At 39.9% G+C, this 18,851-nt stretch carries 20 protein-coding genes; 18 read left to right on the top strand and 2 right to left on the bottom strand.

Annotated features, from left to right (window positions below):
- Positions 1 to 10 precede the first annotated feature (10 nt).
- Positions 11 to 1,237, bottom strand: coding sequence for a dicarboxylate/amino acid:cation symporter (locus E4O07_RS08350; RefSeq protein ID WP_253684995.1), 1,227 nt, complete (start codon positions 1,235 to 1,237; stop codon positions 11 to 13).
- A 650-nt stretch (positions 1,238 to 1,887) separates the two neighbouring features.
- Between E4O07_RS08350 and glmS the strand changes: the two genes are divergently transcribed.
- From glmS to E4O07_RS08300, 10 genes are all read left to right on the top strand, one after another.
- Entirely contained in the window at positions 1,888 to 2,307 is a 420-nt protein-coding gene (gene glmS, locus E4O07_RS08345; protein ID WP_253684994.1) for a methylaspartate mutase subunit S, read from the top strand.
- A 32-nt stretch (positions 2,308 to 2,339) separates the two neighbouring features.
- Positions 2,340 to 3,719 (top strand): methylaspartate mutase accessory protein GlmL, encoded by a 1,380-nt coding sequence (gene glmL, locus E4O07_RS08340; RefSeq protein ID WP_253684993.1) that lies wholly within the window; start codon positions 2,340 to 2,342, stop codon positions 3,717 to 3,719.
- Positions 3,720 to 3,844: 125 nt separating this feature from the next.
- On the top strand, positions 3,845 to 4,033 hold the full coding sequence (gene rpmF / locus E4O07_RS08335) for a 50S ribosomal protein L32 (protein ID WP_002670496.1): 189 nt from the start codon (positions 3,845 to 3,847) through the stop codon (positions 4,031 to 4,033).
- 13 nt (positions 4,034 to 4,046) lie between these two features.
- Complete coding sequence (gene acpP, locus E4O07_RS08330) at positions 4,047 to 4,283, top strand: acyl carrier protein (RefSeq protein WP_253676991.1); 237 nt, start codon at positions 4,047 to 4,049, stop codon at positions 4,281 to 4,283.
- 23 nt (positions 4,284 to 4,306) lie between these two features.
- Complete coding sequence (rnc, locus tag E4O07_RS08325) at positions 4,307 to 5,047, top strand: ribonuclease III (RefSeq protein WP_253684992.1); 741 nt, start codon at positions 4,307 to 4,309, stop codon at positions 5,045 to 5,047.
- 273 nt (positions 5,048 to 5,320) lie between these two features.
- A complete protein-coding gene (locus E4O07_RS08320) occupies positions 5,321 to 5,761 on the top strand; it encodes an Hsp20/alpha crystallin family protein (RefSeq protein ID WP_253684991.1) in 441 nt (146 codons plus the stop codon).
- Between the two features lie 139 nt (positions 5,762 to 5,900).
- Positions 5,901 to 6,749: a hypothetical protein gene (locus tag E4O07_RS08315; protein ID WP_253684990.1), complete on the top strand. Its 849-nt coding sequence runs from the start codon at positions 5,901 to 5,903 to the stop codon at positions 6,747 to 6,749.
- Between the two features lie 109 nt (positions 6,750 to 6,858).
- Complete coding sequence (locus E4O07_RS08310) at positions 6,859 to 7,770, top strand: Rpn family recombination-promoting nuclease/putative transposase (protein WP_253684989.1); 912 nt, start codon at positions 6,859 to 6,861, stop codon at positions 7,768 to 7,770.
- Between the two features lie 51 nt (positions 7,771 to 7,821).
- The gene (locus E4O07_RS08305; protein ID WP_253684988.1) at positions 7,822 to 9,168 is read left to right on the top strand and encodes a CCA tRNA nucleotidyltransferase; all 1,347 of its coding nucleotides are present in this window, start codon (positions 7,822 to 7,824) and stop codon (positions 9,166 to 9,168) included.
- Between the two features lie 38 nt (positions 9,169 to 9,206).
- Positions 9,207 to 10,139 (top strand): magnesium transporter CorA family protein, encoded by a 933-nt coding sequence (locus E4O07_RS08300; RefSeq protein WP_253684987.1) that lies wholly within the window; start codon positions 9,207 to 9,209, stop codon positions 10,137 to 10,139.
- Between the two features lie 30 nt (positions 10,140 to 10,169).
- Here E4O07_RS08300 and E4O07_RS08295 read toward each other — a convergent pair whose 3' ends face one another.
- Positions 10,170 to 11,723 carry an NAD-dependent epimerase/dehydratase family protein gene (locus tag E4O07_RS08295; protein ID WP_253684986.1) on the bottom strand — a complete coding sequence of 518 codons (1,554 nt, stop codon included), beginning with the start codon at positions 11,721 to 11,723 and terminating at the stop codon, positions 10,170 to 10,172.
- Positions 11,724 to 11,825: 102 nt separating this feature from the next.
- Here E4O07_RS08295 and E4O07_RS08290 point away from each other — a divergent pair, with 102 nt between their 5' ends.
- The 8 genes from E4O07_RS08290 (at position 11,826) to E4O07_RS08255 (ending at position 18,752) form a co-directional block, all read left to right on the top strand.
- Positions 11,826 to 12,671: an FAD synthetase family protein gene (locus tag E4O07_RS08290; RefSeq protein WP_371921972.1), complete on the top strand. Its 846-nt coding sequence runs from the start codon at positions 11,826 to 11,828 to the stop codon at positions 12,669 to 12,671.
- 3 nt (positions 12,672 to 12,674) lie between these two features.
- The gene (gene rpsO / locus E4O07_RS08285; protein WP_253684984.1) at positions 12,675 to 12,944 is read left to right on the top strand and encodes a 30S ribosomal protein S15; all 270 of its coding nucleotides are present in this window, start codon (positions 12,675 to 12,677) and stop codon (positions 12,942 to 12,944) included.
- A gap of 114 nt (positions 12,945 to 13,058) precedes the next feature.
- Complete coding sequence (gene pnp / locus E4O07_RS08280) at positions 13,059 to 15,155, top strand: polyribonucleotide nucleotidyltransferase (protein WP_253684983.1); 2,097 nt, start codon at positions 13,059 to 13,061, stop codon at positions 15,153 to 15,155.
- 63 nt (positions 15,156 to 15,218) lie between these two features.
- Complete coding sequence (gene dut / locus E4O07_RS08275; protein ID WP_253684982.1) at positions 15,219 to 15,653, top strand: dUTP diphosphatase; 435 nt, start codon at positions 15,219 to 15,221, stop codon at positions 15,651 to 15,653.
- Between the two features lie 19 nt (positions 15,654 to 15,672).
- Positions 15,673 to 16,806: an LptF/LptG family permease gene (locus E4O07_RS08270; protein ID WP_253684981.1), complete on the top strand. Its 1,134-nt coding sequence runs from the start codon at positions 15,673 to 15,675 to the stop codon at positions 16,804 to 16,806.
- Positions 16,803 to 17,876 carry an LptF/LptG family permease gene (locus E4O07_RS08265; RefSeq protein WP_253684980.1) on the top strand — a complete coding sequence of 358 codons (1,074 nt, stop codon included), beginning with the start codon at positions 16,803 to 16,805 and terminating at the stop codon, positions 17,874 to 17,876. The genes E4O07_RS08270 and E4O07_RS08265 overlap by 4 nt, the downstream gene beginning before the upstream one ends.
- Positions 17,877 to 18,001: 125 nt before the next feature.
- Complete coding sequence (locus E4O07_RS08260) at positions 18,002 to 18,415, top strand: YbaN family protein (protein ID WP_253684979.1); 414 nt, start codon at positions 18,002 to 18,004, stop codon at positions 18,413 to 18,415.
- Positions 18,390 to 18,752 carry a nitrous oxide-stimulated promoter family protein gene (locus E4O07_RS08255; protein ID WP_253676979.1) on the top strand — a complete coding sequence of 121 codons (363 nt, stop codon included), beginning with the start codon at positions 18,390 to 18,392 and terminating at the stop codon, positions 18,750 to 18,752. Before E4O07_RS08260 ends, E4O07_RS08255 begins: the two co-directional genes overlap by 26 nt.
- The last annotated feature ends 99 nt before the right edge of the window (positions 18,753 to 18,851 follow it).

Raw genomic sequence — 18,851 nt, 5'->3', positions numbered from 1 at the left:
AACATTATGCTTATTTATTTTGTTTTAATAATGGTGAATCCGGTTTTAATAGTTTGTCTATTTTTGCGGCCATTATCGTAGCTGTTGTATCACCAAATACATTATTCATTGTTCTAGGCATATCGGCAATTCTATCCACCGCCATAACAAGGCCTAAGCCTTCGACCGGCAAACCTGCTGAAAGTAAAAGAATTCCTATAGTTGCAGTTCCGGCCCCTGGAACACCAACTAATGAAACACAAACGGTTGCTGCCGTTATAGCAATAATTATTTGTGAGCTTAATGTTATGTTCAAACCATAAGCTTGAGAGATAAATACAACACTTATAACTTGATAAAGAACAGTACCGCTCATTCCTACTACATTTCCAAGAGTTGTGCCGAATATACCAATACCTTTAGGAACACCGGCTTCTTCAACAGCTTGAATATTTGCAGGGAGTGCAGCCAATGAGGAGGATGTTGTAAAAGCCAATATGGCCGGTTTTTTGATAATTCCTAGATATTTTTTCATATTAAGGCCGGATGCGCCTATTAACAAAACATTTGTTCCCGCAATTACTAACTCTCCTATATATATAAGAACAACAAATAAAGCTAAAGAACCTAGAATCTTGGGACCATTAACTCCTATAGAGTAAGCCATTATTATTCCTGCTGCGTATGGAGCAAATTTCATTATTGCATTTAACATATTCATAGCAACATCAGTAAACTCTGTAAAAAAGGTAAGTAATGTAGGATATTTTTTTGATTGGGCAGACATTATGCTTGCAAATACAACAACTACAAAAACTATCTGCAATAAATTTCCTTCAGCAAAGGCTGCAACAGGATTCTTGGGTATTACATTCGTTATCATGTCTATGAAACTTTGCCTGTTAGGTGTATATGTAAATCCGGGAGGAATTTGAGCTGCAGTGCCTACTCCGGGTTTAAATATGTTTACCAGTAATAAGGCTATTGTACAAGCAATAATGTATTGAAGTACAAATAACAATATAATTTTTGTACCGGTTTTTCCTATTTGTTTTGGACTTTCAACAGAACAAAAACCGCTTATCATAGCGGGTCCAACAATGATTATTACCATCATTTGTACCGCTCTGATAAACATTTTTCCTATAGGTTCAAACACAATCAGTGAAGGACCGACGATAGCACCGATAACGCCTCCAACAATAACACATATTAAAACTTGATTGGCAATTCCTAAGTTTTTCCACTTTTTTAACATAAGACCTCTCCTTTAAATAAATATCCTAATTATGCGGAATAATTACAGTTAGGATATCAAAACACAACTACAGTTGTTTGATAAACAACTCCACACATGCTGTTTATATTAAGCTTTACTAAATCTATTTACCCGATAACACCTCCATCAAAGTTTAAATGAAAGATTTTCCTTAATAAATGTGATTTTATCCACTTAAAAAAGAAACCTTGTAATATAACGTAAAGAATATTAAGCGTAAGAACGTATATTATTTTTTTGTAGCGATATGTATGAAAATAGATAATGCAGCTAAAGCAATTTATACGTAGGAATGTTGAGTCATTTTGACTCAGTGGGGGGGGGTGTAAAATGGCACAATTAATCTATGAAAATTTTTTTGGTGAGTCATATAACCAATGGGGAGTGAATCTGTTTGTAGAGATATTTTATTTAATAAAACTACCTTTCTAAGCATACTTATTCCCTCATGTAAGATTATCTCATAGTAATATTGTATTGTCAAGTAAAATTTCTATTATGTATCATTTATTTGATAATTAAATAATCTAAAATAAGGCTGTATAATTCGATTTTTTATATGCACTTGACATAGTACTCTTTTAGTAATAGACTATCTCCAACACGATAGATTTTTTAGGAGGCGGAATATGGCAAGAAAAATAAAACTTGTATTGGGCGTAATAGGCTCTGATTGTCATGCTGTCGGCAATAAAATTTTGGATTACTCTTTAACCGAGGCCGGTTTTGAGGTAACAAACATAGGCGTTTTAAGTCCCCAGGAGGACTTTATAAATGCAGCTCTTGAGACAAATGCGGATGCCATTTTAGTATCATCTCTTTATGGTCAGGGAGAGCTGGACTGCAAGGGCTTACGCGAAAAGTGCGATGAAGCGGGCTTAAAAGGAATTAAGCTATTTGTCGGCGGAAACATAGTTGTAGGTAAACAGGACTTCGATGAGGTACGCAAGCGCTTTACCGAAATGGGTTTTGATCACGTTTATCCGCCTGGAACACCTGTCGAAACGACTATTAAAGATTTACATGCCGATTTCCCCGACCACGCATAGAATTAAACAGAAATTGAGAATTACTGAAAAAAATGAACTGTTATTTATTTGTTGATTTTGGAAGTACGAATACAAAGATAACCCTTGTGGATATCGAAAAAGAAGATATAGTAGGTACAGCAAAGGCCTATACCACTGTCGAAACCGATGTTATGACAGGCTACAATAATGCCCTGGAGCTTTTACATCAAAAGGTCGGAAAAGATTATAAGGTAGTAAAAAGTCTTGCCTGCTCTTCTGCGGCCGGAGGCTTAAAAATTATAGCCATAGGCCTTGTTCCCGAGCTTACAAGCGAGGCCGCAAAGAGGGCTGCCCTCGGTGCGGGAGCCAAGGTAATTCACACTTATAGCCATAACCTCAATAAGAGCGAGGCAGAGGCTATAGTAAATTCAAATGCCGATATCATCCTTTTGGCAGGCGGCACAAATGGAGGCGATTCGCGTTGTATTATCCACAATGCACAGATGCTTGCGGATTACGGAGTACGCGTTCCTGTAGTTGTTGCAGGCAACAAGAGCGCCGAAGACGAAATCGTCGAGATTTTTAAAGGAAGAGTCGATTTTTATGTAGCCGAAAACGTAATGCCCAAGATAAACAAGCTTAATGTGGAAAGTGCCCGTGAAACAATACGTAATATCTTTATGAACAATATTGTGCACGCAAAGGGTATGACCCATGTCGAAAGCAATATCGATAACATTTTGATGCCCACCCCCGCTGCTGTCCTAAAGGCAGCTCAGACTCTTTCAGAGGGTACCGAAGATGAAGACGGCTTGGGAGATATAATAGTTTTAGATATCGGAGGGGCTACAACCGACGTCCACTCGGCTGCCGATGGAGAGCCGACTCAAAATTCGGTCTTTTTATACGGTCTTCCCGAAGCCTTTTTAAAGCGGACAGTAGAAGGCGACCTCGGTATGCGCTACTCCCTTCCGACTGTTGCTGAGGTGCAAGGGCCTCATGGGCTTCGGCACTATCTTTCAAAAGAATATAAGTACAATATCGAAGAAGAGGTAAAAAAACGAAACGAGCACACCGATTTTATTTCTGAAAATGAAAAAGACCTCGCTTTTGATTGTGCCGTTGCCAAGGTTTGTGCCGATGTTTCTATGAGCCGGCATGTTGGAGTTTTAACCCCTGTCTATACGGGCTGCGGTGCCAGTTTTCAGCAAGAAGGAAAGGATCTAACTGATCTTAGATATATAATAGGAACGGGCGGAATTTTGGTTTATAATCCCAATTATAAGGAAATTATGGAGGCCTGCAGGTTCCGTGAGGATGATCCTTTTAGCTTAAAACCTAAAAATCCTCAGTTTTTGCTTGATAAGGAGTATATTCTATCGGCTATGGGGCTTTTGGCTACCGAAGATCCGGATATGGCCATAAGGATAATGAAAAAACACTTAGTATAGGGGCATTTTGTATTGACTTTTTGTGAGTTTTAGTGTAATATGGTCCCTTAAATGTATAACAAGGCCGCAGTGGTGCGGCAAATACGCTTTTTTAATTTTAGATATTTTGTAGTGGAGGATTGAGTATGGCTGTACCAAGAGCGAATACATCAAAAGCTAGAACAAGACGCCGACGAGGTGTTAATATGCGTTTACAAGCGCCGAATCTTGTTGAGTGTTCCGGATGCGGTAACTTGATTATGCCTCATCATGTATGCCCCAAATGCGGGTTTTATAAAGGCAAGCAGGTTATTAACCCCGATAAATTAGACTAAAAGGAGATAGTTTATGGATGATTTATTCAAAAAAATTCAGCAATTAATTGCAGCAAAGTTGGAAATTGAGGAAGATAAGGTTACATTGGATTCTTCATTCCGGCAAGATTTAGGTGCCGACAGTCTTGACACCTATGAACTTGTTTATGCTCTCGAAGAAGATATGGGTATTAAGATCCCGGACGAAAAGGCAAATGAGTTTGAAACTGTCCGCGACGCCTATGAATTTATCAAATCTCAGCAAAAATAAGTTTTGTTTTAAGGAGCAGCTCTTTGTTTCCGATAAGATGCGGTCTTGAACCCAAGAGGAAGCAGGAGCTCCTTGAGTTCCAAAAGCAAGCGGGATTGAAGTTTAAAGATTTACGCTTGCTTGATCTTGCTTTCCACCACAGGTCTTTTTCCAACGAACATAATAATTTTCACGCCAATAATGAACGCTTAGAGTTTTTAGGAGATTCTGTCCTAGGTCTTGTTGCGGCTTCCTATCTTTATAAGTCTTTTGAAGATAAGCCTGAAGGAGAGCTTGCAAAGATAAAGGCTTCCGCGGTTTCCGAAGAGGCCCTTTCTAAGGCTGCTTCTAAATTAAATATAAGTAATTTCTTGGTTTTGGGCCGGGGAGAGGAAATGTCCGGCGGAAGAGAAAAAAAGGCCATCCTGGCCGATGCCCTTGAAGCGGTTATCGGTGCCTACTACCTTGATTCCGGGTTTAAGTACGTTCAAAAATTTGTCCTAAGAATTTTGGAATCAACAATCAATTCCGTTTTAGAAAAAAAGTTTATAAACGATTATAAGTCCCTTCTTCAAGAGTTGGTTCAAAAGAAATTTAAAACCGTTCCTAAATACGAGCTTAAAAAGGCTAGCGGCCCCGACCATGACCGAACCTTTTGGTTCTCGGTTTCAATAGGCGGTAAGGTTTATGGTCCCCTTTCAGGTAAGACAAAAAAAGAAGCGGAGCAGTCTGTAGCAAAAGTAGCCTATGAAGACCTATCTTCAGATTCTATTGTGTCAAAATAACTCTATTCAAGATGAAATTTTGACACAATAGTATTTTTTGTCACGCTTTAATTTATATTTTTCTATTCTTAAAAATCAAAAATCGGCTTATTTTATTCTTTTTGATTTTATATTTCTATATTAGATATAGACTTATAAAATTGTGCCAAAATATACACTTTTTTCTCATTTCTTGGCATTAAAATTGCTTGTATATAAGTGAAGCTTAAAAGACAGGCGTGAAAAAACCGCTTGACGAGCTTGATAAAACAAATTATAAGCAGGAGGTGCTTTATGAATAGTTTAAGTCTTTTTAGTCCGTCCTTTACAGACAGCGTATTTGATGCAATTGATAGGAGTTTGGCTCCCAATTTTGGAGTATTTGCTCCGATCAAGAATGCAAACTGCGGTCTTCCGAGTGTGGATATCCGCGAAACCGAGAAAGCCTATATCATGGAAGTGGATCTTCCGGGCTATACCGAAAAAGATGTTGAGATCAGCTTAAAGGATAGACTTATGACAATCTCTTCTTCCAAAAATGAACAAAAGGAAGATAAGGGTGCAGAGTACATCATACGAGAGCGAAGCTCAAGGCATTTTATGAGGCGTTTTACCTTGCCTGAGGATATAAACTCCGATGAAGTTTCTGCAAAATTTGAAAACGGGGTCTTGGTTGTAGATATTCCGAGAAAACCGGATACTCAGCCTAAACAAATCGAAATTAAATCTGCATAGGATTTAGTTTTACCTCTGTTAACTAGCAGACTGCGTCCGGCCGTAGGAGTTTGCCTTACGGCGGGGCGCAGTTTTTTTATGTCCGAGTTTGCAATTAAGTTTGTAATGCTTTTTTGAAAAAATACCGATAATTGTATCGATGGTTTCCGTATATAGACAATATGAAAATTCTAACTTCTCGGTATTACACAATTCGCTTTTGCGCAGGGAATTCCTTTACGGTTTAAAATTTTTTGCCGTTCAAGAGAATTTTATGAGCGGGCAAGGGGCTGTATTGCGTATGAGAATTTCGTTAGCCTGTGTAGAAGCCAGAGCTGTGGTAATCGATGCTTATATTCAAACCGACGGGAGCCTCTCATATCTTTTTGTTCTATGTTCATCGATTCTGCCTCCTCAAATTTTTTCTGAAGCCGTAAAAAACATACTTCCGAATGCGGTTATCGAAGAATTTTATAAGTCTCAGGCCGAAGGTTACTTGGAATCGGCATCTCAAGAAACTCTTGCAAAAAAGCCCATTCCCTTTTTCTCACCGGCAGGAGTAAATTCCGAATCAAACCATCTTTTAATATCTCTTTTTATTGAACACAGGGCTGTCCTCTTGGAGAACAAAAAAGGCGGTCTCTTGGAAAAAAGCCTAAAACAAAGGTCTAGGAGTCTTTTAAATGAGGCCTCCGAGATACGGAGGTACTCTGCCGCAAACTTGGATGTAAACATCTTGCTGTTTCAAAAAGAAAATCTCATCCTGTCGATTCCTGTTTTTCAGATCAAAAAAATCGATAAAGATGTTTTTCAAAAAAAGTTTATTCAAATTCTTCCCGAATACGGCGGAAAGAAAATCTATGTAGACGATGTCTTTTGCATAAAAAACATAGATCTTTCCAAAGTGAATTTTACCAAAAGATTGAGACGGGGCATATATAAGATCGTAGTCTCCGGCGCCAAGACAATCTTGGAATTTAACCTTTTAGTCCCTTCAATGTATGAGTGATTTTCTATAAAATAAATATTTTTTTAAAATAGACTATATGTTACAAAAAATTTCTACAATAATAATGAAGTCAGCAAAAATAATTTGCTGTGCTAAGGAGAAATGTAACATGAACGATGAAAAAACTATTTTAAATCCCAAAATAGATTGGGTTTTTAAACTGATGTTTTCAAAAGGCGAAGAAGGAAACAAGGCCCTTATAAGTTTTCTTAATGCCTTTTTGCAAGACTCGTGCGGAAAAATAACTAAGGCCGATATCCTAAACACCGAATTGATCCGTGATAAGCCTTCAGGAGAGACCTATCACCTTGATTTTTTAATCCAAACAGATACAGGTCTTATTGTTGACCTTGAGATGCAGCAGTTTTGGAAAACAAACTATCCGCGCAGGAGTCAAATGTATCTTTTACGCCTTGCCTCCCGATTTTTAAAGATGGAGTCTAAGGAGGATAATCCTTTCTATGCTATAAGTATTTCTGTTTTCGGCTGCGATGTTCCCAAAAATGCCGAGCTTGTAAGGATGCCTAAAAGCTCTGTAATCCAGTATCTATATATTGAATTGAACGAGTTAATAGGTTATACTATGAAAAAGAACTTGGAAGAGTACAGTTTGCAGGATTTTTGGATAAGATTTTTATCCCGCTATGAAGAAGATAAAAAAAGCGGGATGTTGGAAAAACTATGCAAATTAGCGGAGGGTATAAAAATGGCGGAAGAAACACTCCTTAGGGTAACGGAAGAAGAAAGACAGATAGCAAGAGAACTGTCTGAAGAAAAGTATCAGATGTATGTCGAATGTGAAAGAAATGATGCAAGAAGAGAAGCTTTGGCCGAAGGCTTTAAAGAAGGTATTGAGCAGGGATTAGAAAAGGGAGTTGAACAAGGCCGGCAAGAAGGTTTTGCAGATGGAGTGAGCAAGACAAGGCTTGAAATGTCAAAAGTACTAAAGGATTTAGGTGTTCCCTTGCAGACAATAGCCCAAGCTGCAGGTTTACGTGGGGAAGAAATAGAAGCTTTATAGATGAAAGTATCTATAGACAGACCCTAATTTTTTGTGTAAACTCGAATCCCTATGCGTTATCCTATTTCACAAAATATGAAAGAAATTGCTTCTATTCTATCCAATGCCGGTTTTTCGGCCTACCTCGTGGGCGGAGCCGTGAGGGATTGGATTTTAGGGAAGCCGTGCAAGGATTACGATATAGCGACCGATGCCGAACCCAAGGAGGTGCAAGCCCTTTTCAGAAAGACAATTCCGACGGGGATAGCTCACGGCACAATCACGATTCTGTATAAGGGAGAAAAAATAGAATGTACCACCTTCCGCTGCGAGGCAGATTATTCTGACGGCCGGAGGCCGGACAGTATCAGCTATGTGCGTTCTATCGAAGAGGATTTAAGCCGCAGGGATTTTACTATGAATGCGATAGCCGTTTCTTTAAAGGACAGCTCCATTGTCGATCCCTTTGAGGGAGTCAAATCCATCAAATCAAAGATTATTAAAACCGTAGGGGCTCCCCTTGACCGCTTTGGCGAAGACGGTCTAAGGCCTATCAGGGCAATCCGTTTTGCTTCACAGCTGGGCTTTAAAATAGAAGAAGAAACCTTAAAGGCGATTCCTCTAAGTATTGAAGTTTGCAAAAAAGTTTCGATAGAAAGGTTTCGCGACGAATTCGTAAAAATGCTTTTAAGCGGGCATCCTATAATTTCTTTAAGGCTCCTGGAAGATACGAGGCTTTTAAAGGCCTTTTTGCCAGAGCTTTCGGCCTGCCGCGGGGTAGAGCAAAAGGGAATGCACTCCTTCGATGTACTTGACCACAGTTTTTTAAGCTGCGATGCCGCTCCGCAAGATAATCTTATTGTGCGTTTGGCTGCCCTCTTCCACGATATAGGGAAGGTGAGCACGAGGGAAAAAAATGAGTACGGCGACTACACCTTTTATAAGCACGAGATAGAATCGGAAAGGCTTACAAAAAAAATCATGCAGCGTTTAAAATTTTCGAATAAAGAAATTGAAGAAGTCTGTCATCTTGTGGGGCTTCACATGTTCCATTATACCGAAGATTGGAGCGATGCTGCCGTCCGCCGCTTTATCGTAAGGGCAGGAGTAGAAAATATACCCAACCTCTTCGATTTGAGACGGTCCGACGGTTTCGGAATGACTGGAAGGGCTCCCGATTTGAGCAATTTGGTTTCTTTTAAAAAAAGGCTTGAAAAGGTTATAGCCGAAGACTCTGCCCTCAGCTTAAAGGACTTGGCTGTAGGCGGCCGGGATTTAATGGAAATTGGGATAGAAGCAGGGCCTAAGCTCGGCATAATCTTACAAAAGCTCTTTGAAGCTGTACTCGAAGACCCTTCACAAAATACTCCGGAGAAGCTTTTAAAAATTGCGAAAGCAATAAACGCAAATTTGAGCTAAATTATTGATATAATATAAAAAATATGATAGGCTAAGCTATGTTTGTAAAATTAGATGCGGAATTAACCCCGATTGATCCTCGGACAGAAAAAATAACGGGCCCTGTTGCAGGCTACATAAAATTTAAAGAACTTATCGAGCTGCAAAGCCTTTTAGATCTCGATCCTCTCTTCATTGAGCAGTGCAGCGATTTTTCACAGCAAAACACCCTCGGCGTTTGGGAAGACTACAGTTTCGGCGTTATAAACATAGTCGAAATGGAAAACATCTTTAAAGACCGCGACACTATAGGCCTTTATATATCAAAAAATCTTTTTTTGGCTATAGAAATTATAGACAAGGACTATTCCACTCAAAAAGCCTTTGAAGCAGCCTTACAGCAAACTATAGCCCGTGAAAGAAACATTCCGCGTATTCTTAACCGCTTTTTTAAAGAGCTCATCAAGTCCCATGCAGGTGTCTATCACCGTTTTAGAAAGAAAATAGCAGAACTTGAAATGCGTGTTTGGGAAAAGATTGAAGAGGACAGTCACTTTGAAACGGAGCTTTCGAATATAAACAACGAGCTTTTAACCCTCTTCAGTTATTACGATCAGCTGGAAGATTTTTGCCAAGAGCTGGCCGAAAACGAAAACGAGATTTTTACCGAAGAAGAGCTGACAATTATAAACCTGCTTTCAAAAAGGGTAGAGCGTTACGGAGCAAATATCCGTATTTTGAGGGAGTATTCAAATCAGCTGCGGGAGTCCTATCAAGCCCAGCTCGACCTGCACCTAAATAAGATTATGAAAATCTTTACGGTTGTAACTACAATCTTTCTTCCCCTTACTCTTGTAGTAGGCTGGTACGGTATGAACTTTACCCATATGCCCGAACTTTCATGGAAGTACGGCTATCTTTCCGTAATAATCTTGAGTGTTGCAATTGTTGTTTTAGGATTGGCCTGGTTTAAAAAGAAAAAACTGATATAAAAATACTTAATTAAAGGCTTAGTTTACTCTTCAATTTAAAATATCCCTAAAGCAGTCCTTATCATAAAAGTTGGCTTCATCGGGGCTGTGGTCATCATACCAAAGTTGAGCGTAAAATGGAACCTTTCTTGCCTGCTCGTCAAAATTCCACGGAGGACATGCACATTCGGGGCACCAGTGGCCGGTTTTTAAAACAAGAAAGGGACTTGCCTTAAACTTGTGCCCGCAGGCACACTTCCACTCAAGCGGAGTGTAGAGGTCGCCTTCTTTCATCTCGGCGCTTAAACATTCGCCTCCCCTAAATCGGGCTGCATCCCTTGCATCGATTATACCAAGCTCGCTTTCTTTTTTAGATTCATCATAGCCGTGGTCAAGCAAAAAGGATGAAGCCTTGCTTTCTTCTTTTAATTCGTCATAGTTTAGCTTTTCGCCTGTTTCGGGATTGTTGTTTTCGCATAAGAGCTTGTAGTCTTCCCAGTTGTGAGGAATTTTCTCAAAACTCTCTTTTGAGCCGAAAAAAGCCCTTATTCTTCCTTCAAAATTGTTTTTCACCCAATAAAGAGGGGCGTTGCTTGTTTTTAAAAGAGGTTCTATGGCAAATTTTCTGATAAGTCGTGGAAAGGGTTTTCCCAGCTTAAAATACCAAAACTTTTTATCGAGCTTTTTAAAAAAATCTTCAAATCCTTCATATTGAAAGTCAAGATAATCGTTTAAAACGCGGGAATCGTAGAACCAGCCGCAGTGAAAGTTTCGGGCTGCGTTCCAATGCGGCTTAAAAACATCCTTTGCCGATCGGCCCATGAGCTTAAAGCCCCTGTCGAGGGTTTCGTAGCCTGTAACGCGGGCTTCTTTTCCGTTTCCTATATTGTAAATCCTTCTCCAAAAATCTTCAGGCAGGGTGCCGTCTAAATCTTTTTCGATGAGGTTTTTAAGCATGAGGCCTGAGGTTCGGGCTGTTGCCCATTCTATGGGAGTGTTCCAGCCTGTATGGAACATGAGGCCGTCATCCATGTTTTTAAGCATTATGTCGTCGTACAAAACTCCCGACTGCCTCAAGGAAACCCAGTGTTTTAGACCCGATTCTATTACCTCCCTTTCGGCCATAATCTTTGTAGCCCCGTAAAAATCGAAGGCTGAAATCAAAAGCGGGTCTCCTGTTCTTATCCATGGGTGTTTAAAGGTGCGGTTTCCGTATTGGGCGACCGTTCCTATATGAATGAATTTTACCCTGCCGTTTTGGGGCAGTTTTTTTACGGCATTTATCAAATTTAAGGTGCCCAAAAAGTTGGATTTATAGCCTGCATCCGGATTGTGGTCTATTACTGGCGGAATCATTGCAGCACAGTGGATTATATAATCGGCACTTTCGACAGCTTTTTCGCAGTCGGCAAAAATAGATAGGTCTCCAAAGATAATTTTTAAGTTTTCACGGTATTTTTTTTGCAAAGATGCTGCCAAGCGGCGGTTTGCTTTTTTTTCGCGTAAGATAAGCCTTATATTATATTTTTCCGTTTCGGCAATTTGTTTTAAGGCTTCAGAGCCCATGGAGCCTGAAGCTCCGGTAATTAATATTGTCTTTTTCATTTGCTTATAGTATAAGACTTTTTGTAGTTTTTCAAGACCTCGATATTCTAAACCGGCTACTTGAAACAAAAGAGAAAAAAAGATATAATCCGCTTCGTAGTAATGGATGATTTTAAGATAATTTCGTGGGAGGAGCTTGCTGAATCGGGCTCGTGCGTTTTCCCCGAAGGAAAAGAAACAGCAATTAGTGTCGGAGGCTTTGACGGCCCCCACAAAGGCCATGACGAACTTCTAAGACGGGTCTTGGATTATGCTTCTCAAAACGCCCTTATTCCGGGGCTTGTTACTTTTTTCCGCTCTCCTGCAGCAGTTAAAAATAAGGCTTATTCGGGAGATGTTTCGTCATTAAGGCTGAGATTAAAAAAGTTTCATGAATTAGGTTTTCATTTCATTGTACTTATTGACTTTTCTGCAGGATTTGCTAAAATAGAAGGAACTGCGTTCTTTGATATTCTTATAAAGACTATCCGTATGAGGTATTTGGCTGTAGGCAGCGACTTTTTGTGCGGATATCGCCGAGGATTGGGGGCGGCCGATTTAAAGAAAATAGCCCCTCAGAAAGGCTTTTGCTTTGATTCCATTGATCCCGTGAATCACGGCTTCGCTAAGGTAAGCTCCAGCGCTATCAGGGAGGCTGTAAGTTTGGGGGATTTTTCCCTTGCAAAAAACCTTTTAGGTTATCCTTTTTTATTTGATTTCATAAGCTTGCCGTGGGAGGTAAAGGACAAGAATAGTATTTTTGCTCCCAAGGCATATATATCGCAGATTCTTCCGCAAAGCGGGAAGTATAGGGTCTTGGTTAGAAAGGTAGACGGACAAGAACAAGAGGCTCATTTGTTTGTAAATGCAGACGGTATTCTTTTAAGCTTTACCGAAGAGGCTTCAAGGGCCTTTGATCTAAAAGACCTAAATAATTTTGACACCATAGAGTTTATTTGTAAGGAGTAGGTAATGGCAGTTACTAAAGAACAAAAGGCATCGATTGTAAAGAAATTCGGTGCAAGCGAAAAAGACACAGGTGATATAAAGGTGCAAATTGCCCTATTGACCGAAAAAATCAACCAGTTGACAAACCACTGCAAAGAGCATCCGAAAGATGCCGGCAGCCGACGAGGTTTGATCAGCATGGTAGGTCACAGGCGCAGCTTGCTTAAATACTATCGCCGAACAGACATTGAAGGTTATAGAGCGATTCTTAAAGAGCTTAACCTTAGAAAGTAGTTTGATAAGGTACAAGGGCAGTTTGTCTGATGACTTTTCCTTGTACCTTTATCTTTATTTATTGAGTTTTAAAATTGACGTAATTTTAAAGAAGAAATTTTGAAAGAGAAGAAGATGAAAAAAAGAGTAACTTATAAAATCGGCGAACATGATTTAATTTTAGAAACCGGTTATTTGGCAAAACAGGCCAACGGTTCTATTTATGCGGAATATGCCGGTTCCGCAATTTTAGCTACAATCTGCGCCTCGGGACAGGCTCAGGAAGGTTTAGACTATGTCCCCCTAACGGTTGACTATAACGAAAAATATTATGCAGCCGGAAAAATCCCCGGCGGCTTTATAAAGAGGGAGGGTAGACCCAAGGACAAAGAAATCCTTGTATCCCGCCTCATAGACAGACCCATGCGTCCCTTGTTTAAAAAAGAATTCGGAAGAGATATTCAGCTGGTTCCGACCTGTATTTCGACGGATATGATAAATCCGCCTGATATCCTTGCCGTTATTGCAAGCTCTGCGGCTGTTCATATTTCGGACATCCCCTTTGACGGCCCTGTTGCAGCTGCACGTGTTGCCTATAAAAACGGCGAATACATTATAAACCCGACCTTTAGCCAAATTGAAACTGCCGATATGGAAATTGTAGTTGCCGGAACAAAGGAAGGCATTACCATGGTCGAAGGCGGCGCCAACGAGGTTTCAGAAGAGGTTATGCTCACAGCCTTGGAAAAGGCCCATGAAATGATCAAGGCCCTGTGCAAAATGCAGGAAGACTTGCGCGAACTTGCAGGAAAAGAAAAACTTCCACTCGTTCCCCTCGAAGCCGAGCTTGAAAACAAGCAGGCAATTTATGACGAAGCCTTCCCCCGTTTAAGCAAAACCCTCTATCTTTCCACAAAGATGGAGCGCCGCGAAGAATCGGACAAGGTAAAAAAAGAATTGGCCGAAAAATATGCCGAACAGCTTGAAGACGAAATTCAGCTTAAGCTTTTTAATGCCCTCTTTGAAGATATGGAATATAATATTTTAAGAACAAACATCTTGGACAAGGGCTTGCGCGTTGACGGAAGAGGAACTAAGGACATCCGTCCCATAACCTGCGAGATCGGGGTTCTTCCCCGCCCCCACGGTTCGGCAGTCTTTACTCGAGGCGAAACCCAGTCCTTGGGTGTAGTAACAATCGGAACAGTCTTTGATGAACAAATATACGACGATATCGAAGGCGACAGAAGAGAAAACTTTATCCTTCACTATAACTTCCCGCCCTTCTCTGTAGGAGAGGTCGGAAGGCTCGGAACAGGAAGAAGAGAAATCGGTCACGGCAACCTTGCCCACCGCTCCCTATATCCGATGGTTCCCGAAAGAGAAAAATTCCCCTATACTGTACGTGTAGTTTCTGAAGTTTTGGAATCTAACGGATCTTCTTCGATGGCTACCGTATGTTCGGGAACCCTCTCCATGCTCCACGCAGGCGTTCCCATGAAAAAGCCTGTTGCTGGTATTGCCATGGGCCTTATCACCGAAGGGAACGACCGCTACGCCATTCTTTCCGACATTCTTGGGGAAGAAGACCACTTAGGCGATATGGACTTTAAGGTTGCAGGTACGGCTGACGGAATTACCGGTTTCCAGATGGATATAAAGATTGCAGGTGTTTCGCCTGAAATTATGAAAAATGCCCTTGCTCAAGCTAAAGAAGGAAGAATGCACATCCTCGGAATAATGAACCGGTGTATTTCAGCTCCTAATGAGGAGCTTTCCCAATATGCCCCCAGGGTTGAAGTTATGACCATCCCCGAAGACAAGATCGGTGCCCTTATCGGCCCCGGCGGAAAGAACGTAAAAGCTATTTCCGATAAGTATAACGTAACAATCAATACCGAAAATGACGGAACGGTAACTATTTACGGCAAGGACGGATCTTCAGACCTTAAGGGTGCAAAACTCATCGTTAAGGGTATTACAAGCGATCCAGAGGTAGGCATAATCTATGACGGAGTTGTAAAAAAGATTATGGACTTCGGCGCCTTTGTCGAAATCCTTCCCGGAAAAGAGGGGCTTTGCCATATTTCAAAGCTTTCCAAGGCCCGTGTAGAAAAGGTTTCTGATGTACTTAAAGAAGGACAAGAGATTCCTGTCAAGCTTTTGGAAATCGATAAGCTAGGAAGGCTTAACCTTTCGTATATCGATGCCCTTGAGGAGCGTTCCAAATAAAACTAAAAAGCATGGAGCTGTTTTTCCGGCCCATGCTTTTCGATTTTTCATGGGGAGATTTTAATGGAAGTTTTTACAAAATTAAAAGATGGGGCTGTCTTGCCCGAATACAAAACAAGCGGATCTGCAGGAGCAGATTTGCGAGCCCTTATTGAAGAACCCATTATCCTAAAACCCATGCAAAGATGCTTAATTCCTACAGGCCTTTCGGTTGAACTCCCTAAAGGAATTGAGCTTCAAGTGCGCCCGCGATCGGGCCTTGCCCTAAAACACGGTGTTACGGTTTTAAACACCCCCGGCACAGTAGACTCCGATTACAGGGGTGAGTTAGCCGTGCTTTTAATCAATCTCGGCTCTGAAGACTTTAAAATCGAAAACGGGGACCGCATTGCCCAAGCCGTTATTGCCCAAGCCATTCAGTCCGACTTTGTTCAAAAGGATGAGCTATCAAATACGGAGCGCGGAACAGGAGGCTACGGCTCTACGGGAATCGCATGATAAAAAAGAGCTTAAGCTTATGGGACGTCTATCATTTAATCATAAAACAATCTTCGTCTATGTTTTTAGAGAACTTCTTTTATATTTTATAGTTTCTTTCCTGTTCTTCTTTTTTATTTTTTTTGTAAACCAGATTCTTTTAATGGCTGAGGAAATCCTATCGAAAAAAGCCCCAATAAAAGATGTTTTATTGCTCTTATTTTATTCTCTTCCGTTTATAATAGCGACGACAGCACCCTATGCAGCCTTGATTGGAACCCTCATGTGCTTAGGCCGATTTTCGGCTGATCATGAATTTATTTCGATGAATGCCTTAGGGGTTTCTACCTCATTTATTTTGATACCGGTTTTTGCTCTGGGAGTTTTAGTTTCGGTAGGTTCATTTATAACCAACGATATTTTAATTCCCCGCGGAACCATAAGATTTAATGAGGTGCTTTACAATATTGCTTCTTCGACTCCTGCTCTTGAGCTTGAGTCTTATTCGGTTAAGCGTAACGAAAATTCGATAGTTGTTTCAGGCTTAATAAAGGATAATTCCATCCATGATCTTTTGATAATAGATTCAAGCCAGAGAGGAGCAAAACGATTTTTATCCTCATCAAAAACCGATGTAAAAAAATCCAACGATGTATCGATTATTATGCAGCTTGAAATGCTCAATCCCCGGCTTATAAATCTCGATTTAAACAATAGGTCTAAATTTGACGTTGTCTATGGAGAAAGTATAACCTACAATGTTCTTGCAAAGGATGTAGCCCCTAAATTTATTTCAAGCTCAGGCCCGGACAAGATGACCTCATATGATCTGATAAAGGATATAAGGCAAAAAAAAGAAGCCGGGGATACAAGCCCTCGCCTTTTAAATATTTATACTATGGAACTTCACCGTAAATTTTCCGTTCCCTTTGGAGCCTTCTTTTTTGTATTGTTGGCTTTTGCGATAAGCCGTGCAGGAAAGACCTATGATCAAAGTACGGGCTTTATAGTAGGGCTTTTAATTTCGGTTGCTTATTGGGCTTTTTTGATAGGCGGACAAATGCTCTGCCTTGAATCGGGGCTGCATATAAACGGAGCCCTTGTTATGTGGTTTCCAAACGTTTTGCTTGTAATATGTACGTCAGTGATTGCAATAAAGAGGATTTTCAAATGAGGCTGCTTCAAAGGTATTTGCTTAAACTTTTTATTCCCACCTTCATTGTTGCGATGCTTTTTTTTATCTTGCTTTTGCAGCTTGGAGATTTATTTGCCAACATAGTTGCCTACCTTCAAAACGGAGCGAAGTTTAAGGATATTGTAAAAGTTATGTGGCTCTACATTCCTAAATGTATTGCTTACTCCGTGCCTCTGGCTATTCTTTTTGCCGGCTCATATACAATGGGAAACTTATATGCGCAAAATGAACTTACCTCGATATTTTCGGCGGGAATATCTCTAGGCCGTTTTACCTTGCCTCTTTTGGTTTTGGGATTTTTCTTTTCGGTAGGAATGATTTTTTTTGAAGACAATATTGTTATAAAATATTTTTACGAAAAAACAAAACTCTCAAAAAAACTTTTGCAAGAAGAAGAAAGCTTAGATACTCAGGATTTGGTAATTTTATCCGAGCTCGGAAAAATTGTGTACACGGCCGATTATTTTAATGCCGAAGCACAAACCCTTTCAAATGCTTATATAATAATTAGGGATGAGGACGGAAACTTGTCGCTTATTATCAAAAGTTCCCGCATGGTATGGGAAAATGACCGTTGGAGAACCGATGATGCTGAAGTTTACAGATTTAGTGAAAAAAATATTGTAATCTGCTCGAGTTTGATTCCCGATGATATAATCTTGTCGGAGCCTCCTTTCAATTTTCAAAAAAATTTAAGCTCGGTAGATGAAATGAGAATTTCGGAAGCTAAAGAATTTATTGCTGCTCTCAAAAAAAACGGCCTTCCTTATTATGAGGCTCTTTCAAAATATCACAGGCGCTTTTCATTCCCGTTTACTATCTTTATAGTCTTGTTTTTTTCGATTTCTTTGGGCGGTAAATTTAAAAAGAATATATTGCTGATGAGTATCTTATTTAGTTTAGGAATAGCGACTCTTTTTTATGTTACCGAAATGGTTACCATGCTGAGTGCCAAGTGGGAATATATCTCCCCCCTTGCAGGAGCTTGGACACCTATTTTTATCTTTTCGATTTTAAGCGTTTATTTATTAAGGAAATCTAGGACTTAGCGGCAAAAGGCGGGTTGAACAGCCTATTTTTTTGCTAAGATAAAACTCTGATGCATTTGCCCTGCCCAATTACTTGATAAAAATTAAAAAATAATGTAAAGTATGTCTTACTAGAGGTGAAGAATATGAAGATAATAAATATCTTTTGGATTGTGCTGGGCTTTATTTGTCTGGGGCTGGGAGTTATGGGTATTATCATGCCCATTTTACCTACAACTCCGTTTTTTATGGTAACTCTTGTATGTTTTGCTAAGGGCTCCGAGCGGCTAAAAAAATGGTTTATGGGCACATCTTTTCACAAAAAATATATTCAAAGCTTTTACGAAAAAAAAGGTATGACTCTAAAAAATAAAATTATCATTCTCTCATTTGCCTCAATAATGCTTGCAGCTGCCTTTTATTTTTCGGCTAAGCCCTATGCCCGTATCTTAATAGCCTGCGTTATAGCGGCAAAGTACTATGTTTTTATCTTTAAAATCAAAACACTTCCTCCCGATAGGGCTTTAGAAGCAGATGCTGCCTGTGTTGAAAACAGATAAAAAAGAACAAGAGCAAAGACTCATCACAAAGATGGTAGAAATGTACCGTTCTTTTAAAGGCCGGGAAATAAACGATGATGAGCTCGATGAGCTTTTACTTTATGCCTTTAAAAGAAGTGAAAGCTGTCTTTATAGAAAAAACGGTGAAAAAAAGCCCTTTTGTAATGTTTGTCCTGTGCATTGCTATAAAAAAGATATGCGTGAAAAAATAAAAAAGATAATGAGGTATGCAGGCCCCCGGCTCTTATTTAAGCATCCTATTTTGAGTTTGGATCATCTTTTTAAGACAATTTATTCAAAAAAACACCCTCCGCAGCCTCCGATGAGATCTAATTAAGATAAAAACGCTTTTTTACGGCATTGACATTTTTTTTAAATTTATGTTATAATATATTTTCTGATATTCCGTAGTGCTGGCGGATAAATTAAGGAGATA

The organism is Treponema sp. OMZ 798 (assembly GCF_024181385.1).
Classification (GTDB): Bacteria; Spirochaetota; Spirochaetia; order Treponematales; family Treponemataceae; genus Treponema_B.
Note: the sequence above shows the minus strand (reverse complement) of the source record. Positions and strands in the feature narration are given on the sequence as shown.

What these genes read in the sequence shown, in the direction of transcription:
- E4O07_RS08350 (WP_253684995.1), bottom strand. Translation starts at nt 1,237, where the DNA reads ATGTTAAAAAAGTGGAAAAACTTAGGAATTGCCAATCAAGTTTTAATA.
- E4O07_RS08300 (WP_253684987.1), top strand. Translation starts at nt 9,207, where the DNA reads ATGTTTGTAAAATTAGATGCGGAATTAACCCCGATTGATCCTCGGACA.
- E4O07_RS08270 (WP_253684981.1), top strand. Translation starts at nt 15,673, where the DNA reads ATGGGACGTCTATCATTTAATCATAAAACAATCTTCGTCTATGTTTTT.
- glmS (WP_253684994.1), top strand. Translation starts at nt 1,888, where the DNA reads ATGGCAAGAAAAATAAAACTTGTATTGGGCGTAATAGGCTCTGATTGT.
- E4O07_RS08315 (WP_253684990.1), top strand. Translation starts at nt 5,901, where the DNA reads ATGGTTTCCGTATATAGACAATATGAAAATTCTAACTTCTCGGTATTA.
- E4O07_RS08305 (WP_253684988.1), top strand. Translation starts at nt 7,822, where the DNA reads ATGCGTTATCCTATTTCACAAAATATGAAAGAAATTGCTTCTATTCTA.
- E4O07_RS08260 (WP_253684979.1), top strand. Translation starts at nt 18,002, where the DNA reads ATGAAGATAATAAATATCTTTTGGATTGTGCTGGGCTTTATTTGTCTG.
- pnp (WP_253684983.1), top strand. Translation starts at nt 13,059, where the DNA reads ATGAAAAAAAGAGTAACTTATAAAATCGGCGAACATGATTTAATTTTA.
- E4O07_RS08320 (WP_253684991.1), top strand. Translation starts at nt 5,321, where the DNA reads ATGAATAGTTTAAGTCTTTTTAGTCCGTCCTTTACAGACAGCGTATTT.
- E4O07_RS08265 (WP_253684980.1), top strand. Translation starts at nt 16,803, where the DNA reads ATGAGGCTGCTTCAAAGGTATTTGCTTAAACTTTTTATTCCCACCTTC.
- dut (WP_253684982.1), top strand. Translation starts at nt 15,219, where the DNA reads ATGGAAGTTTTTACAAAATTAAAAGATGGGGCTGTCTTGCCCGAATAC.
- acpP (WP_253676991.1), top strand. Translation starts at nt 4,047, where the DNA reads ATGGATGATTTATTCAAAAAAATTCAGCAATTAATTGCAGCAAAGTTG.
- E4O07_RS08290 (WP_371921972.1), top strand. Translation starts at nt 11,826, where the DNA reads ATGGATGATTTTAAGATAATTTCGTGGGAGGAGCTTGCTGAATCGGGC.
- E4O07_RS08295 (WP_253684986.1), bottom strand. Translation starts at nt 11,723, where the DNA reads ATGAAAAAGACAATATTAATTACCGGAGCTTCAGGCTCCATGGGCTCT.
- glmL (WP_253684993.1), top strand. Translation starts at nt 2,340, where the DNA reads ATGAACTGTTATTTATTTGTTGATTTTGGAAGTACGAATACAAAGATA.
- E4O07_RS08310 (WP_253684989.1), top strand. Translation starts at nt 6,859, where the DNA reads ATGAACGATGAAAAAACTATTTTAAATCCCAAAATAGATTGGGTTTTT.
- rpsO (WP_253684984.1), top strand. Translation starts at nt 12,675, where the DNA reads ATGGCAGTTACTAAAGAACAAAAGGCATCGATTGTAAAGAAATTCGGT.
- E4O07_RS08255 (WP_253676979.1), top strand. Translation starts at nt 18,390, where the DNA reads ATGCTGCCTGTGTTGAAAACAGATAAAAAAGAACAAGAGCAAAGACTC.
- rpmF (WP_002670496.1), top strand. Translation starts at nt 3,845, where the DNA reads ATGGCTGTACCAAGAGCGAATACATCAAAAGCTAGAACAAGACGCCGA.